At 41.9% G+C, this 17325-nt stretch carries 13 protein-coding genes and 1 riboswitch; of the genes, 3 read left to right on the plus strand and 10 right to left on the minus strand.

Annotation, left to right across the window (positions count from 1 at the left end):
* Window positions 1-62: 62 nt before the first annotated feature.
* Together QYZ87_02795 and QYZ87_02800 are read right to left on the minus strand one after the other, a co-directional pair.
* On the minus strand, window positions 63-1121 hold the full coding sequence (locus QYZ87_02795) for an efflux RND transporter periplasmic adaptor subunit (protein ID MDN4753457.1): 1059 nt from the start codon (window positions 1119-1121) through the stop codon (window positions 63-65).
* 81 nt (window positions 1122-1202) lie between these two features.
* Window positions 1203-2723, minus strand: coding sequence for a TolC family protein (locus QYZ87_02800; GenBank protein ID MDN4753458.1), 1521 nt, complete (start codon window positions 2721-2723; stop codon window positions 1203-1205).
* A 207-nt stretch (window positions 2724-2930) separates the two neighbouring features.
* Here QYZ87_02800 and QYZ87_02805 point away from each other — a divergent pair, with 207 nt between their 5' ends.
* Complete coding sequence (locus tag QYZ87_02805) at window positions 2931-3146, plus strand: hypothetical protein (GenBank protein ID MDN4753459.1); 216 nt, start codon at window positions 2931-2933, stop codon at window positions 3144-3146.
* 1 nt (window position 3147) lies between these two features.
* On the opposite strand, the gene QYZ87_02810 is transcribed toward QYZ87_02805, so the two are convergent.
* The 7 genes from QYZ87_02810 to QYZ87_02840 form a co-directional block, all read right to left on the minus strand.
* Complete coding sequence (locus tag QYZ87_02810) at window positions 3148-3921, minus strand: LytTR family DNA-binding domain-containing protein (protein ID MDN4753460.1); 774 nt, start codon at window positions 3919-3921, stop codon at window positions 3148-3150.
* Window positions 3922-3977: 56 nt separating this feature from the next.
* Window positions 3978-5063 carry a histidine kinase gene (locus tag QYZ87_02815; GenBank protein ID MDN4753461.1) on the minus strand — a complete coding sequence of 362 codons (1086 nt, stop codon included), beginning with the start codon at window positions 5061-5063 and terminating at the stop codon, window positions 3978-3980.
* A gap of 431 nt (window positions 5064-5494) precedes the next feature.
* A complete protein-coding gene (locus tag QYZ87_02820) occupies window positions 5495-6637 on the minus strand; it encodes an IS256 family transposase (GenBank protein ID MDN4753462.1) in 1143 nt (380 codons plus the stop codon).
* A 315-nt stretch (window positions 6638-6952) separates the two neighbouring features.
* Complete coding sequence (locus tag QYZ87_02825; protein ID MDN4753463.1) at window positions 6953-8290, minus strand: PL29 family lyase N-terminal domain-containing protein; 1338 nt, start codon at window positions 8288-8290, stop codon at window positions 6953-6955.
* A 19-nt stretch (window positions 8291-8309) separates the two neighbouring features.
* Entirely contained in the window at window positions 8310-9929 is a 1620-nt protein-coding gene (locus tag QYZ87_02830; GenBank protein MDN4753464.1) for a leucine-rich repeat domain-containing protein, read from the minus strand.
* Between the two features lie 36 nt (window positions 9930-9965).
* The gene (locus QYZ87_02835; protein MDN4753465.1) at window positions 9966-11264 is read right to left on the minus strand and encodes a hypothetical protein; all 1299 of its coding nucleotides are present in this window, start codon (window positions 11262-11264) and stop codon (window positions 9966-9968) included.
* 8 nt (window positions 11265-11272) lie between these two features.
* Window positions 11273-12613, minus strand: coding sequence for a hypothetical protein (locus QYZ87_02840; GenBank protein ID MDN4753466.1), 1341 nt, complete (start codon window positions 12611-12613; stop codon window positions 11273-11275).
* 333 nt (window positions 12614-12946) lie between these two features.
* Window positions 12947-13166: riboswitch (cobalamin riboswitch) on the minus strand.
* 403 nt (window positions 13167-13569) lie between these two features.
* On the opposite strand from QYZ87_02840, the gene QYZ87_02845 reads away from it, so the two are divergent.
* Window positions 13570-14475 (plus strand): IS982 family transposase, encoded by a 906-nt coding sequence (locus QYZ87_02845; protein ID MDN4753467.1) that lies wholly within the window; start codon window positions 13570-13572, stop codon window positions 14473-14475.
* Between the two features lie 73 nt (window positions 14476-14548).
* Complete coding sequence (locus QYZ87_02850; GenBank protein ID MDN4753468.1) at window positions 14549-14701, plus strand: hypothetical protein; 153 nt, start codon at window positions 14549-14551, stop codon at window positions 14699-14701.
* Window positions 14702-14708: 7 nt separating this feature from the next.
* On the opposite strand, the gene QYZ87_02855 is transcribed toward QYZ87_02850, so the two are convergent.
* Window positions 14709-17318 carry a hypothetical protein gene (locus QYZ87_02855; GenBank protein MDN4753469.1) on the minus strand — a complete coding sequence of 870 codons (2610 nt, stop codon included), beginning with the start codon at window positions 17316-17318 and terminating at the stop codon, window positions 14709-14711.
* Window positions 17319-17325 lie beyond the last annotated feature (7 nt).

A 17325-nucleotide genomic window follows, 5' to 3' on the forward strand; every position in this document is an offset into this window, starting at 1 on the left:
GAATAGAAGGACTCCGATGACGCTTCGTTCTTCGTAGGTTCTTATGACGAATTATTTCACCTTCAGTCACGGACCACCTCGACGGTAGAACCATTATCCAACTTATTTTTGCCGTCGATGACGACCACATCATCCTTATTTAATTCAGGGATGTGTACGAGTCCATCTACGATCTCTCGACGAGTCACTTGTACGCGTCTCACGGTACTATCACTATTGAGGATATAAACAAAGTCATCGCCTGTACCTTGTGCTCTATGGATAGCATTAATAGGGACAAAGACCCCTTGGGTCTCTGGTAATATGATTGATGTTCGGCAGAACATACCTGGTTTTAGTTTATTCTGATTATTAGGAATAGTGATCTCTACCTCTGTACTCCTAGTAGCTGCAGAGAGTATTGGAGAGATGAAACTCACTTTTCCAGTAACCTTTTCATCAGGATAAGCATCAAAAGAAAGATCTACTGACTGCCCCTTACGAATGGCATCGCTTTCTCTCTCATTCACTTCCACCTTGACTTTCAGGGGATTCAATTGCATTAGTGTCACAATACCACTCTTAACCTTCATATCCGAACTAACAGATGGGACGAAGGAGTAATTCTCGCCCTCCTCTACCATTATATCGACAAGGACACCTGAAAAAGGAGCCCGTATAGAGGTGTTTTTCTTAATCATATCCACCTTACTCTTACTAGCATCATACTTTGCCTTGATATGATCATAGTCCATGATGCTGATACTATTCTTCTCCTTAAGTCTTGACATTCGTTCATAGTCCTTAAGGATGGCATTAAGTTCGATCTCAGCCTGTACCAACATTTCGTCGGAGAGTTCAGCAATAATGGCACCCTCAGGGACATAACTACCTTTAGAGTAATTGATTTTCTCAATTCGTCCAGGAATAGAAGAGCCTAGATTGGCTTCTCTATTAGGTTCCACGGTACCGGAGAAGTCCGCTGTTGGAGTGTATTGCTTCTCAATGGCTTGTGCCACAGTCACCTTGACAATCTTATTACTGTCATCCTCAGTGTGATCTGATTGTTTCTTTTTACTACAGCCAGTTGCGATAATAGTCAGCAGACAAACTGAGTAGAGAATTGTTTTATTGATCTTCATAATCAACGATAATCTATATTATTTTTTAAACTTCAATGATTTGGAGAATAGTAAAGAGCACCAGAGATTGGTGTGTTCTTTTTATTCATGGATATACTTGTAAATCTCACCAGTAGCCTTTTCCAATTCCGAAAGGGTTACCTTGTGCTCTATCAGTGCATCGATGTACTCGGAAGCAGCAGATTCCCATTGGACCTGAGCCTCTAAGAGGTCTGTCAGACGTACACGTCCCTCTCTAAGTTGCTCCTTAGTCACCCTCATGTTCTCCTCTGCTTGGGACTTAGAGAGCTTGGTAAGCTCCACTTTCTTAATAGATTCAGTATATTTATATTGATTTTGGCGAACCTGTAGCTGTATCATTTCACGAGCTTGATCTAGTTCACGCTGAGTCTTAGTCTTTTCGATTTGGGCGGAGTGTAAGCTATGTGATCTCTCACCCCAAGTAACGAGAGGAATAGAGACAACCACACCTACATGCCAATCGCCACCAAACTCTTTCTTTAAGCTATTGTATGGATTAGGATTCATCCATCCGTAGCCTGCTGTCAGGAAAATATTTGGCATGAACTTAGAACGTTCTATATTTTCCTTAGACTCCATGATCAATAGCTTTTCTTTCAGCATTGAGAGTTCTAACCTGTTATCTGCAACCAACTCGGCAGAGGCTAGTGCAGAAGGGGCAAACTCCTGCTGGTCAATTCGGCTATCATACAACTCGATCTCTTCATCCACCATGCCAATAATCTGAGCTAGTGCCATCTTAGAGAGGGCTAGCCCATTTTCAGCCTTAAGCACTTTGAGCTTGGCTTCATTTTGCTTAACCTGTGCTTTGAGGACGTCATTATTAGTAATGATCCCTTCCGCATACATATTGGAAAGGTCAGTAACCAATTGATCTAAGAGACCCTCATATGATTTTGCTAGCTTCACTTTCTCCTGAAGAGATACAGCTCGCCAATAGGCTTGATCCGTCTGGACGAGGACTTCAGCTTTGGTGAGAAGGACCTTCTCTTGAGCAATATTAGCGGCGACACTAGCCATCTTATTGCCCTCAACAATCTTTAGGCCCATAAATATGGGTTGCTGTAGAGAAAAGCCAGCATAGAACTTATTTTGCTCCCCTAGATTCAGTTTATCAGCAGGTAGCATGGCATAGTTCTTAAAGATAGGATTGCCCGAGGAATCCAACATCGGCTGGCCAGTCTTGGGGTTGATGACCAAAGTATTCATAGCTGTAGCAGGATCTGCTAGTGCCTGAGGGTTAAAGTTACCAGTCTTAGGGTCAATCGTATTATAGGGGACAATCGGAAGAAATTGGTCTTTCTCAAAAAGCGAAAAGTTCTTCTGTGTCCTTAGATAACCTCCATTGAAACTGATTCGGGGGAGATATTTAGTCTCCATCTCTTTCTTCTTCAGCTGTGCCATTGCCACATCATCGTCAGCCATACGCACTTGCTTATTCTGCTCCAAAGCTAACTTACGGCACTCCTCCAGAGTAAGTATCTGCTGTGCCATAGCTGAAGTCAGAGAGGTCAAAAGCAAAAGAATGGAAAGCATAGATCTGTGTACCCAGCGATTCGTTGCTAAACTTATTGTCTTCATCACATTTGATAAATAGTTTGATAATCCTAAACAGCGACAAAATTAGCCTTTAATATTTAATATGTATCCGCTATTTTCTCCGAAGCTTATAAAATACGACTTGAACTGTCATAATAGACTACCGAAAAAAGGGGGCTATGATGCTGCCAAACGATTAGGAGATTGTGACATGAAGGCAATCGAATGGGGCTCTTACGGAATTTGGATATGATTGTTTACTTGCCTGAGGCCGACGCCCTCAGCCTTTGCCCCTATATCTCACCGAGGGTTCGACCTCACAGCTCTTCTGTGAGGATGGCATTTCGTGTGATATTCACTAGGAGAGAGAGGAAGTATCGAAAGAAAGATAGACGTGCCAAAATCAGCTGGGATCTCGGAATCGCAAGCAATATGTCACACTTTTGGGAATCTACTCGAATGTAACCTAATCGGTATTACTAACGTACCACTCCTTGAACTGGGTTGAGCGTGCTCGGCTCACAATAATTCGCTCTGGAGCTGGGACAGATAGATTCACGACCAACTTGCCATTGAACCACATAGCAATATCAACAATGGCTTTATGTGAAATGATATACTGGCGATTGGCTCGGAAAAATTGCTCTGCAGAGAGCTGTCGGAGCATCTCATCTAAGGACTCATCAATCAAATACGATTGTTGATTGAAGCAAACAACCTTTGCCATCTTTTCCTCGGAAAAAATATAGGCGATGTCATCGGTAGAGACTGGAATCAAGCGATCTTTATAGGGAATCAAAAAATGCCGTTTATAAGGCTCATTGGACGAACGAATGGTGTGCACCAACTCCTCAACCATCTCTTTGTTACTCTTGCTTTGCTCATGAGTTAGTCGCTTCATCTTATCCAAAGCTCGTTCCAGACTTTTACGAGTGATAGGCTTAAGTAGATAGTCAATACTATTGACTTCAAACGCCTTCAGGGCATACTCATCATAGGCGGTCGTGAAGATAATGGGGGCCGTAATCTCGACCTGCTGAAAGATAGTGAAGGAGTCTCCATCAGCGAGATGAATGTCCATAAAGACCATATCAGGAGCTTCATGAGTACGAAACCACTCCACGCACTCTTCAACGGTCTGCAGAACCTCAATAACCTTTATCTCGGGGTTCACGCTAACGATCAATCGCTCCAAACCTTGGGCAGCTATAAATTCATCCTCTACAATTACTGCATTCATACTATATCTCCTTCCGTTCTATTTCTTAACCAGTCTATATCGGCCAATTCATTTCTTTATACATTAATTAGCTTTGTATTCTCCAAATGCTTTATCAAAGGAATCTCTACAGCGAAAAATTTATCTGTGGAGATAATAGCTATCTCTCGCCCAAACATCAACTGATATAACTCATATAGGTTGGATAGCCCCACTCCTGTACCCTTCGATCTCACTTGTCTAGGCTGTAGGTTATTCTCCACCCGTATCGCACGATCGTCAACAACACGGACAGTGATGGTAAGCGGAGACTTATGGCTAATCACATTATGCTTGATCGCATTCTCTATCAATATTTGCAACCCAAAGGGCAGGATATAATAATCATGATACTTGTCCAAATCTTGAATGTCTATATCCAACCCATCATCATACCGTATCTGCATAAGGTAGAGATAGGAAGCGACAAATTCCAACTCCTCTGACACTCTAATGACGGAGCGGTCCTTCATCGTAAATCGAAAAACAGACGAGAGTTGCTCCACATATTCATGTGCTCGCTCATCATCATAGCCTATCAGGCCGTTGAGGGTGTTGAGGGAATTAAATAAGAAGTGGGGATCTGTCTGATTCTTCAGAGCAGTATATTTATTTTTAAGATTCTCAATGGCTAAGGTTTGGTTCGTCGTCACTGTTTCTTGACTCTGATTTATCACATAGATTAGTACTGTAAAGAGAAAGGTGATGACCAAGATAGTCATATCCTTGACATAGTTGAGCGTGGAATAAAGTTTATTAATGGTCTGATCTGTAAAACTCCAATCCTGAAAGTGAGATATAATATTACTTCCAATCCCCACAACAATGAATAACCCCACTAAAATCAGCCACATGACAGGGCGGTTGTTAGAATAACGAGTGATGACCCATAGCTGAAAACGAAAGAGGAAATAGATCATCAAAGTATTCAGAAATAATATCAATAGCGAATCGATCGAGAAGAGCTCTTCCTTATTAATATCTAACGCATTATATAAGTGCGTGATATAGACCGAGGAGCCAAACATCACCAAAGCTAAAACAAAGCTCAAGATAACAGCAGCCGTGAGGGCTGTTTTTTTATCGTAAAGTAAGAAGAATGGTTGTTTACTAAGTCGCCTCATGATTATAATATTATCGCTACCAAATTTGGATAAGGGGCTAATCCCAACAATTAGTGATCATTACCAATCATCAAGAGAATATATTAGATAAATAGTACCACTGCTATTCCCCCTACTAATATCTACAAATATAAAACATTAAATATAATCACAATAAGAAAAGCCCTCTGAAATGATGATATTATAGACCGAAGCATTCATAGACGCAACTGAAAGCCCTCATCCCCAGGTAGTGTCCCCAAAAGTGTGTACGCCAGAATGCGTCTCTGAAAAGCAAACCTACATATTTTTTCGCTTTGTTTTCCATAAACATTAAAGATAAACCAATAAAGAATTAAGGCAAGGCTGTCGTAGCACCGCGGAGACACCGCCTTGCCGTATTCTTTTAGGTTGATATCTTTGTGTTGGAAAATAAAGCACATTGTTGTTATTTACTTTTCATTGTTCTTCCTAAGTCCAAGAGTTAGATCTCCTATTCTTTTCTTCAGATAGTTTGCATTGATTGCAATACTACCTATCAAGTGTAGAGCGGATTCTACGCTAGGTAATGCACATTTATATCGAGCCCCTTTCTTTACCTGTCTATTGAAGCGTTCTATCCAGTTAGTACTATGAATGTACTTGCGAACACTGACGTCGTATTTTAGGTATGTGAAGTAATACTCTATCCTCTGACCGTTAGCTATTTTTGTGAGAAAAGGATAGCTCTTACGCCATCTGAACGCAAAGTTTTTAAAGCTCTCTAGGCCATCTAAAGGTGAGCTTCTTGAGCCGTCTTTACTAAAGACCTCCTGTAGATCACTTGCGATGGCTGACTTATCTCGAGGGCGTATCTTTCGAGTTATTTCTCGCTGTAGATGCACCGTGCAGAGCTGGACTTCCACTTCTGTAAAGTGCTCACGTGCAACCTCTTCAATGTTATTCAACCCGTCTGAAATGATTAGTCCTACCTCTTCGAGTCCTCGGCTTTTTAGATCCTCAAAAAACTCGCCCCAGATGCCGCTTCCCTCTGTTGGATTATTATAGACACCCACGATGTCTCGACGTCCTTCGCTATCTAAACTCATCACTACAAAAAATGCCTCCTTGCTCACACTTTCTCCTCTCCGTACAGGAAGATATGTAGCATCGATAACAAGTGCCTCTAAAGTCCTCGGTAGACGTCTTTGACGCCACTCTTCTACTGCTTCTTGGGTCGATAAGGAGAGACGATTGATTTGACTCGTACTATAACGTTTACCATACAAACGCTCGAATACTCCAGAGATATCCTCCATCGTATTACCGCAGCTATATAGATAACCTGCTAGTTCTCCCATCTCTTTCTCTTGATCTTTGAGAACGCCTAAAATCAAGGGCATGAAGCCCTGCTGTCGAGTTCGGGGTACTCGTAATTCTAGCATATTACCACTCGCAAAGATGCGACGGGAGCGGTATCCATTGCTCACATCGCCACTATCTTCTTTATACAGTTCCCTCTCCCCTTGCATCGCTATTTCGATGATTAACTCCATTAAACGGCCAACTCCATTTGGCTCTGTCATCAAGTTTGATAGAATTTCCTTAAATTGCATTTGTGTAAGTCTCATCTTCTTGTTTATCTTTTGTTTTTAACTTTTCAAAGATAACATTCTTGGGACTTACACACTTTTTGGGGACAGTATCTATTTATGTAAGAATATCAATATAGTATTTCAAATGCGATTGCCCTAGTACCATGCCAGACTTAATACTTGAGGAAGTGTATTCCAGTCTCTCACAAATGTTTGTTCATAAAAATAATACTTTCTGTGTGATAACAAATAAAAGCCCCTTGAGAGTTGTCAATAGCACTCTCAAGGGGCATACTTACCACATCCTAATAATATGCTGGCTTGAAGAAATGATTATTACTTAGCAGACTCAAATAGTCTTACAGGCCTTGAGAGTTGGTCTGTGTAATTATCACCATTTACGTAAGCTCTAGCATAGTCAAAAACCATGCAATATACTTGATCAGATCCATTTGCAGTAGAAGAAAGGTACTCTCCACTTGACCCCGAAAAACTGGGACCCCATTCCTTGTGTATCTTACCTGCAGCAGGGAGAACACGTACAACCTTGCCCTTAGCTCCCTCCCAGAAGGCTGTTTTTGTAATGTCAGCAAGCTTGATATCTGGCTGGTCACCAACGTAGCAGGCGGTTATTTTAAGCACCCTTAAACTATCATATTCGGTGTATTCATATAGCCAAGCAGACATCAAGTCTGTTCCTTTGTAGCGGAGTGCATAAGTTTTATTATGTTTTGTAGTTTTGTAATCATTGGTAGACTCAATAGTCTTGCCATTTACCATTACAGTCTCAGGGAGGTCATAGTCAATCTCCCCACCTTTATCCCAATCAAAATAGATACACTCTTCTACAGGTACCACGGCGAGCCACTCTTCCTTGGATGGCATGTGATAGGTCTTCCCATCGATTTCTACTGTCTTAAACTTTTCTACCGCCTCTTCAAAGCTAAAGAAACCACACTTGTCATACTCGTGAGAGGTAGTAAATCCATTTCCCTCAGTGTTGACGTTGAATTCTGCTACGTTCTCCAAAGGTAATCTTGGATGATTAGGTGTGTCAGGAGCCTCTGCAGCATTGATAGGGAGCTTGAAGGTTTGCCCATTGTACTGGATGATAACCACACCATCCTTTTCGGTGATGTCTAAGTCTGCAGTACCATCTTGCCCGACTGCTTTCACAGGCTTGCCATCAGCGCCCATGATGGATTGCCATAGCTTGCCACCATCCATGCTCACCTCCCAGTAGCCATCAGCATCCACTCTAAACTGAGGTGTAGCAGTCTCCGCTCCATCCTCTCCTTCGGCTCTTACCTTCTGATTATCAGCATCCCGAAGCCAGTCGTCATCAATGGTCCAGTATAGCTTACCATCCTCATCCTTTTTTACCCCTACTGTGGGTTTTGTGCCATTCTTAAGGGTAATAGTTTTTCCACCGCCCATCACCAGCTCATATCCGCTTCCATCAGGTAGTGCTTTGTAGGATTTGATGCTGGATGACTCTATCAAGATCTTTAGATTTTGCACTTCCTTATTTACATTGTTCGAGAGTGCCTCCAATGTTTTGAGTCGCTTGTCGTGGTCATCGAGGCGACTGTAAATATCGTCTAAGTTTGTACACGCTGTAAAAAGCGATACAGACAATAGAATTAATAATAAGACAAGATAATTTCTTTTCATACTTCTAAATTAAAAATGATTATATAATCTCTTCTATATCTTCGGTTCCTGGTTCGCCTATTTCTAATATTTTCCCAAACTTATCCCTGTGCTTCCATTTTTCGTAAGTGGGTTTAGCACCTTGGGGGACAACTAATACGGCGATTTTCTTGATGCCCAATTCGCCCTTCAGGAGAGGTGGCTCGGCACCCACATGGAGTATGCCCCACTCCTCCATTCGTACGCACTTCTCAAAAGCTTTATCCCCAATCTCTTTGAGGTGTGGTGCTGAGACTAAGGAGAGCATCCTACAGTAGTAGAAGGCTCTTTCGCCTATTACCTCAATTGAGGGAGTCCGCTTCATCTCGGAGAGCATCGATCTACACTCTGCAAAGGCATAAGGACCAATGAACTTTAGTTTCGCCATTTCTACCCTATATAGGTTGGGGGCTGCGTAAAAGGCACGTTCTCCCACCTTTACTACGCCATTGGCAGTGATGCTGGAGAAGTCGGTTCCCGCAGCATTCGCAAAGGCTTTGTCACCAATCTCATTGAAGTACTCGGGGATGACTACCTTCCATGCGTATCCTTTTGCTATATCGGTAACTCCTATGATTTTTCGACCTTCTGCTGCAAGTCCCTCTGGCGGTGGCACCACATCTTCAATTAGCTCTCCATTGATGCTACTAAAGCCATTCTCGACAGCCCAGTTTTCAAAGCTATCAATATCCACACCCGAAGGAGTGAGTAGGTTTTTGTCTTCTTTCGTATCCTGAAAGGGAGATTCTGCTCCTACTACGGGTAGCTCGGCACCTATCTCTAGTGATTGAAGTGCTGCACAACCAGCAAAGGCTCCATTGCCAATAGCTTTTATTTGAGGGAGAGTTACCTCCTTAAGGGTGGTGCATGCAGAAAAGGAGAAGTTACCCACCTTTTCTACCTTGGGAAGCGCTACTTTACTTAGTGATGTAGCTCCAAGAAAAGCATTGTCACCAATAGTTTCAGCAGCCGGAAAATCTATCGTAGTCAAGTGCGGCGTCTTTGCAAAAGCACGTGCTCCAATAGTTTTCACCCGATTCCCCTTGATGCTCTTCAACTCAGTGTACCCATCAAAGACCCCTTCGGCGATTGCCACGACAGCATCGTCCAGAACCACTTCTCCACCATTGACCTTAGTCAAGGGGTAGGCGAGTAATTTGCCTTTAGATGTTATCACAAATCCAGTTATACTCTGACCATTGATGGCTTCGAAGCCACACCGCTTTGCCCAAGCGAGGAGAACCTCCTCTATCGTGGTGGGTATTATGAGTTCTTTGTCATCGGGTGTGCCCCTGAATGCCATGGCATCCACTTTGGGTAAGTGGGGAGTCTGAAGGACTACCTTTTTCAATTGTCCACACCCATCAAATGCACCATTCTTTATCTGCTCTATACCTTGTAAGGAGAGCTCCTTCAGACGATCGCAGTCTCTGAATGCTCCAGTAGCAATCACCCGAATATCTTTTGATAGCTCTACTCTTCCAGTGTTAGATATGATGGTGTTGGGATAGTGTAGTAATATTCCATCCTCCACCTCTTCCTGTGGCTTAGAAGGAGAGCAGTAAGCAAACATTAGTGCAAGCAGACAGAGGAGCAACCACCGCAAACTTTTTTTCATCATCTCCATCGTTCCAAACATTTATATTCCTTAGGATTATTAATTGCAAGGGATGAAGTACGCGGAGGTTAGAGTCCACATATTCCAGCCTATACGGTGTTGTTTTTGATGTTGTTGCAGACCTTCAGTCATCGGAGTGTCTAAGTCGTAGATGTTCACATGACCACCTAAGATTTGCTTGTCACTGTGGTAGTAGAAGGTAAATAGCTTGTGTTGGTACTTGTCTACAATTAGGCGAGCTCTTCCAGAGGAGGGGTCGGAGGTCAACATATCCATTTTGGCAAATTTTACTGGAGCAATACGAGTCTTACCACTTAGTTCATCCTCAGTCAGTGAGGTAATATCTATCTTGAAGATAAAAGGTCTTACTAAAGTATGGTTAAACGCAAGATAAAGTTGTTTCTCCTTCCTGTCATAAGCCATCCCATGTACTTTCCCCATCTTCGTTTCCAGCTTCAGTGGGTCAATCACAAAAGCACGTTCGGTAATAGAGTAGACCCCTACGCTACCGTCACTAAAGGAGAGGTACAATAGGTCATCGGCTCTATCCACCAACCAAATAGCATTTGGAAATTGTTTGGTGTGGCAAGATGAATTCTTCGGATTGAACTCCACCAGCACCGAGCCAGCATCTAAGTCCATGAAGTCGAAAGCATACATCTTTCCATTGTATATGAAGGATTCGTGAATTTCCCTGCCATTCAGAGCTTCAACTTCTATCTTTTTGTCTGGGTCTTTCGCTAAATCCACTCTATAGGTTTTCTTCAATCGCCTATAGGATAGATAGATGCTATTTTCATCAAACGCAAAGATGTCATCCGGGAATGATTGTGCCTCAGTAGAATAGGCATTGAAATCCTTCTGCTTAATCAACTCAAAAGTGCTACTTGAAATAACACTCACCCGTCCATAGGGGTTGAATCCAGGGAGATTGGTATTGTGTCTTGTATTGACCCGTACCATGCTACTGCAGAGCAGGAGTCGCTCCTCATTAGGGAGCCGATGCAAGAAACTGGTGTATCCCCACTGTACATACTGATTGGGCTCGTAGAGCACCTCTTGTTGGAGGTTATTATCTTTGTCGAATAGATAAATACGAGGACCCACAGAGGCGTCTTCATAGTAATAGCCTTGATCTGTGGCTACTGAGCCTTTGTCAAAAACCAAAAACCTCCTGTTTCCATACCCCTCTAATTGCTCCTCGTCCAGCTTGTCTTGTCGCTTTTCCGATGACGGAGTAGGGTGATTACACCCAAGACAAGTGAGCAAATAGAGAAGTAAGGATGACAGGAGAGTTAATGATTTAGTTACAAGAATTAAATAACCTTTGTTATTCATCTCATCTATTATTCTTCAATGTCGCAGAACTCTGCTAAATCGGGGAAGTGAATTAGATTAGGATCAGGTTCGTATTTTGGAATTAACCTATCTGCCTCTTCATTCGTAATGTTGTCAAATACATAGCCATCTTGCTGAGGAATGATACCTCCCAAAATAGCAGGTCTTGCCAAATAATAATTTGGAACACTACCCGTTAGCTTATTTCCCTTTAGCACAAGTGGTGTAGGATATACCACAGGGTCAGGAACTATGCCAGTGAAGTTATTGTATGATAAATCTACTTCATATAGTGTACCATCCAATAGTGGTGCAAGTACATTCATGAAGTCTCCCTCTAATTGATTGTACCCTAAAGAAATAGAACGCAGAGCTTCCATAGAAGCAAGTGTCTTAGGAAGTTGACCCGAAAGCTTATTATGAGCTAACTCAAGATCCCACAAGTGAGGTAATTTAGCAATGTTTTCTGGGATAAAGCCTTCGAAGTTATTGTAGTTCAACCATAGTCTCTCCAAGCTGACCAACTCAGCAATCCAAGTAGGGAACTTTCCGGAGAATTGGTTGTATGAGAGGCATAGATTGTTCAGATTCTTTAGGTTACGCATAGAAGATGGTAATTCACCTGAGAACTTACACAGTTCGGTGTCGATTTCCTCCAAGGCTACACAATTACCTATCTCCTCTGGCAATTCTCCTGAAAAGCCCTGACGTCCGAGGTCGAGGTAACGCATCTTCTTCAATTGCCCAATTTCCTTAGGGAGTTTCCCCGTCATCAGTGCCTTATTGCGCACGTATGGATAAACTTCCTGCTGGAAAGTGAAAGTGCGTAGATTCAAAGTGTCCATCTCTACCCATTGTCCAATCTTTGGAGATAGCTCACCGGTGATACTTGTCATTCTCAGATTGAGTACCTCCAACTTGCGTAGGTCATATAATTCTTCTGGGATAGAGCCAGTTAGTCGCTCATTCCACTTCAAATCTAAGACTCTAAGCTCAGATAGCTGACCAAGTACTGCTGGGATATCTCCTCTGAGGTCTACGGCGCCAAGCCTAAGTTCTACTACTCTCTTTTTACCATTGATGGTCTCCACCTTCACACCTCTCCAGTATTCCAGTGGGTCATTTAACCAGCCTGCATTCCAGCGCCAGTTCTCACCGTCAGTTTCTTTGTAAAACTGCACCAATGCTAAGCTGTCATTCATAGCTACGTTAGAAGTCTCGTTAGCCATCGCGTACTGGGTTGTAGTTCCCGATGGTGCATCAGTAGTCAGAAACTCCTGTTTGCAAGATGCAAATAGCATGCTGCCCATTACGAGGAACAGTGACGCATTTAGTAATCTTTTTGTCATGTTTTGCGATAATTAATTTATAAATTAAACATTCGTACGAATTATCTGTAAGGGATTAAAGGCTTTAAGATTAACGAGACAAGAGTAGCCTGACGGCATCTTACTATGCAGACACCACCTTTGGGAAGTCAGATTACGGACAGACAAATTCTGAGTAACTAATGCGCGCACTATCTTCAAAGCCTTCAACAACTTTCTAAAGGCTTCTGAAGTGAAAAATGTTTTTGGGAAATCAACCCTAAGTTAGAACCTACCAAAGTGGTAATTTTCAGAAATTAGGCAGAAGATAAAACAAAAAACTTCTTCATCCAGCTTTAACCCCAGAAAGCTTTGGATAATAAAAATTGTTATGGCAGGTCTTCTGACTTACTCTTATTCTGCACCCTTCCCATCCTTAATAATAGGACAGTGGTTCAAGACTTGCAAAATACTTTACCTTAATATAATTAAGGAGAGCTTACAGCAGCCGGACTGTTCAGGACTTTCACCTGATTCCCTTTTCATCACACTCTTACGGAGGTAAAAGTGTAACACCATAAATACCACAGCAAAGTTAGGACTTTTAAAGGATATAACCAAACTATTTGTTGACTGGTGAACAGTGATTGATGGTGTCGGTGCCTGCTCTTACTATTCAATTGGAAAGAAGTTTCTGCTACATTGAGTACAGGGGTAATGTATTAGCACTTTCAATGGTGACCGATAGGCTATATCTCACATGACCAGTAGTCCTATTCAATGATGATTGGTAGATTATATCTCGGGTGAACATTTAATATATACTAAATAGGATGATTAATATAACGTGAGTTCGATGTAAGAAAAGGATATAATATTGTTAGTCGTTAGATGTTCTAACAGTTTAAAATAGAGGAGATTATATTAGGAAAAGTGGTAAATTATTTGTATCTTTATAACTGATAATCAATAAGATAAACAAATAAAATACCACTTTTATGTTCACAAATATAGTTGAAGTTTTTTGTATTCTAGATGATTTCTCCAAAAAGTTTGATCAGGTGATGAAGGCTCATTCTATGGAAACTGGTCAGACAAAGAGAAGAAGAAATAGGAAGTTTAAGCTTTCTGACAGTGAGGTGATGACCATTCTCATAATGTTTCACCACTCTCATTACCGTGATTTGAAGTCTTTCTATCTGAAGTACATTTGCACACAGTGTCACTCTCTTTTTCCCGAAACGGTCTCCTATAATCGCTTCGTGGAGTTGCAACAAAAGGTAGCCTATAAACTGATTGCTTTTCTCAATATGTGCTGTTTGGGGGAGTGTACAGGCATCTCCTTCATTGACTCTACACCGTTAAGGGCTTGTCATATTAAGCGAGAAAGGAGTCACAAAACAATGAAGGGGTGGGGTGCAAAAGGAAAGTGTACAATGGGATGGTTTTATGGCTTTAAGCTACATATAGTCATCAATGACAAGGGAGAGATTATCAAATATCAAATCACTCCTGGTAATGTTGATGATAGGGCTCCACTCAAGGACGATGCCTTCACAAAGAAGCTTTTTGGGAAATTAATAGGAGATAGAGGATACATCTCTCAATCTCTATTTGACAAACTCTTCATTGATGATATACACATGATTACAAAGATCAAGAAGAATATGAAGAATTCACTGATGTCCCTTTACGATAAAATTCTTTTGCTCAAGAGGGCTATTATCGAAACCGTGAATGACTTACTCAAGAACGTCTATCAAATTGAACATACGAGGCATAGATGTGTGAATAACTTTGTCGTCAATCTCGTCAGTGGCTTAATTGCTTACAACCTAATGCCCAAGAAACCTGAGCTCAATTTAGAAATTATCAGAAAACCTAACGAAATAGCTATCGCTTAGGTCGAACTCACGTTCATTTAGATTAAACATAAATCGTAGTCATCTAATACCTGAACAACTTCCAACCGCAAAGATGACTACAATAATAAACCGCCACAATACGCCCGTTTTGGGAGAGTTACATCCAACATACCTACTACCCGTACAAGACGCCATTTTTGGAACGGTTACCCAAAAAACCAGCAGGATGGGTGTCTCTGGCACCCATCCTGCTAACCTTCAATGACAAAGTATTAATACCACCAGGTGACACGAGTACTACTAATCAACTCGCTCCACTTCGCAGGCCATTTATACTTATCAGAATAACCGAACCCGATTCCCGTCCATTTTCTTAAGCTTTTAGCATTTGCGACATATGTCGCTTCAGGAATTGTAAAGGTAAACTCATAGCCCCATTCACCATTCACAGACTTTCCACTATTAGATAAACTATAGTTTGCATCAGTAGTAAGATTCGTATCCAAATAGGTCCCTGGATACATACCCCAAATTTCAGGAGCAGCATCAAAAGGTCTAATGTTATAATTGTTGTTGTAATGATACAAGAAGCCCTTAACAGATACAGACACGCCATCGAATCTAACAGAAGTAGATGCCGCCAACCACTGTGCAACTGTCATCTTCTTTTTTACAAGGTAACTGAAGTATCCATAGTCATTTACCCTTGTAATCCAAGCTGAGATCTCCAATTCCACATTACCAGTAATAGTATTATCAAGGATCTGTAGATTAAACTTACCTCTGTCGTCCACAGACATCAATTTTATCTTATCACCAGTGTATGCCACACCTCCTAACTTAAATTGAATATCATTTTCTGCTGTAGAAGGCATGGTCTTATGGGAGTTATCAGGGAGAAAATAATCAATAACAAAAGCATTCTCCCGTACTGATGGATCTCCACCAGTGCCACCACCTACACCATAAATGGTTTGGTTGGTATACAGCTCCGAAGACAGAGTGATAGGACTTGGGAGCGTTGCTGTACCATCATTTATTGTTACAGGAATACTAATTCTATGATCCCCTTCTATAGCTGCTGTATAAGCCTCTGGAGTCAGTGTATAGCTGTAAAAAAGTTTCTTCTTCATTACTCCATTCTCCTCCACCTCTCGTTCCACGATCATCAGGTCAGATGTTGCATTACCACCCTTATTGCGTGGTGTAATATCACCTGCTTCAATCAGTACTTCAAGAGGTAGAAGTGGCATAGGAAGCGACTTATACACCTCGAAGGACAATAGCATATCAGAAATAACCGTACTCATAGAATCACGCACCAATGTGGCATTGAAGCGATAAGGACTCCTCAAGGTAATATGCACCGTGCGGGTGATAGGCGTTGTGGCTCCTGTTACACCATCCAGTACAGGAGTCTTCATTTTGGGATCATACCCCGGGTCACCGGGATTAAGTCCTGATGACTTATCAGCATACCTCAATCCCACCACCTCCACTTTATATTCCTCAATATTATCAGCAGGGATACGATTGACAGTAAAGGTAAACTTCGTTTGCATGGGATCAGTGGTAGTAGTTTTATTCCAATCACCCATCTGAGGGTCATTCACTTTATCCCAATCGGGGTAGAAGCGAGTATAAGTACTGGTACCATTAAAAAGGGTATTAAAGGTGTATGTACCCGGCTTCACAATCACCATCTCGATAGGATCTACGGTCAGGTGATACGTACCATCAGAGACCTTTGAGAAGCCCTTCATCTCCACAGAGGCGAAGATATTATTATCTGCAGGTGCTTTAAGGGCATCCTCAAGAGTAGCATACCCCTTAGATTTGATACGTGAAATATTGATGACGTACCAGTTATTCCTCAATATCTGGATGTAGTCATTGATCGAAAATTCATCTTTTCTATTGACTAAGTCAACCTTGAAATAACGTATGTCTGAGCCCTTTATACCACGGATGACCACACATACCTTTTTGGTATCATGATCGTTCTTAGACTCAAACAGATTGAAAGTCTTGTCGAGGGTAATCATAGAATCATCGGTCGGTGCAGGCAGGAAGTCCGCATCAGCTGGTACGGTTGCCTCGGTCACATTGAATGGAAACTCATACGTATAGTTCTGCACCTTAAATGGTGCTACCATCCCTTTATTGAGAGTGTTGGCCACACAATAACCATTAATAGTAAATCCATCTTCTGACGATACCTCAGTAGCAACTTTAATCTCAATCTTGGCATAGTTACGAAGGAGCTTTATCACCTTTCCCTCTAGCGTAGACTTATCCAACTTGTCCACACGCACCATCGACCACATAGGGTCAAAAGAGGTAGTCTTGTTATTTCCATTGCCTCCACTAAGCATAGTATACAATTGGGTCATCAGCTCTCCAGCGGAGGTTCCCTTGAGGAAGTAGTCCTGCGAAAAGTTTTTCCAGTCATAATCCGCCACAAAGTGAAGGTAGCGAGGTTTGCTACTCTCAACCAACTTCACCTTAAAAGAACGCATATTCTGAATACTATCCCGCTTACCATCAGGCAAGTAAACACCATCTTCCTCAGGGGCGTTGGCAGTACCTTCACCTAATACCGCTTCAGCAGTATAAAGGAACTTCTGATCCTCATTAAAAACCAAGACACGCATGTGCTCAATATCCTTAATGCTTTCCACGCCACCGCTCCTCAGGTCGTTAAGCGGAAGATTGCTCGCTTGGACCCCGAAAGATGCTACGAACTCCCTACCATCTACAATCTCTATATTATTCTCAGGCTCTGCACCTCTATGCTCTGGAGAGCATGCAGAGAAGAGTATCATCACCACTAATGCAATGACCATAGAGAAATATCCTACATGCTTATATATCCTTTTCATACTCGAA

This window comes from Porphyromonadaceae bacterium W3.11 (assembly GCA_030434245.1).
GTDB lineage: Bacteria > Bacteroidota > Bacteroidia > Bacteroidales > Porphyromonadaceae > Porphyromonas_A.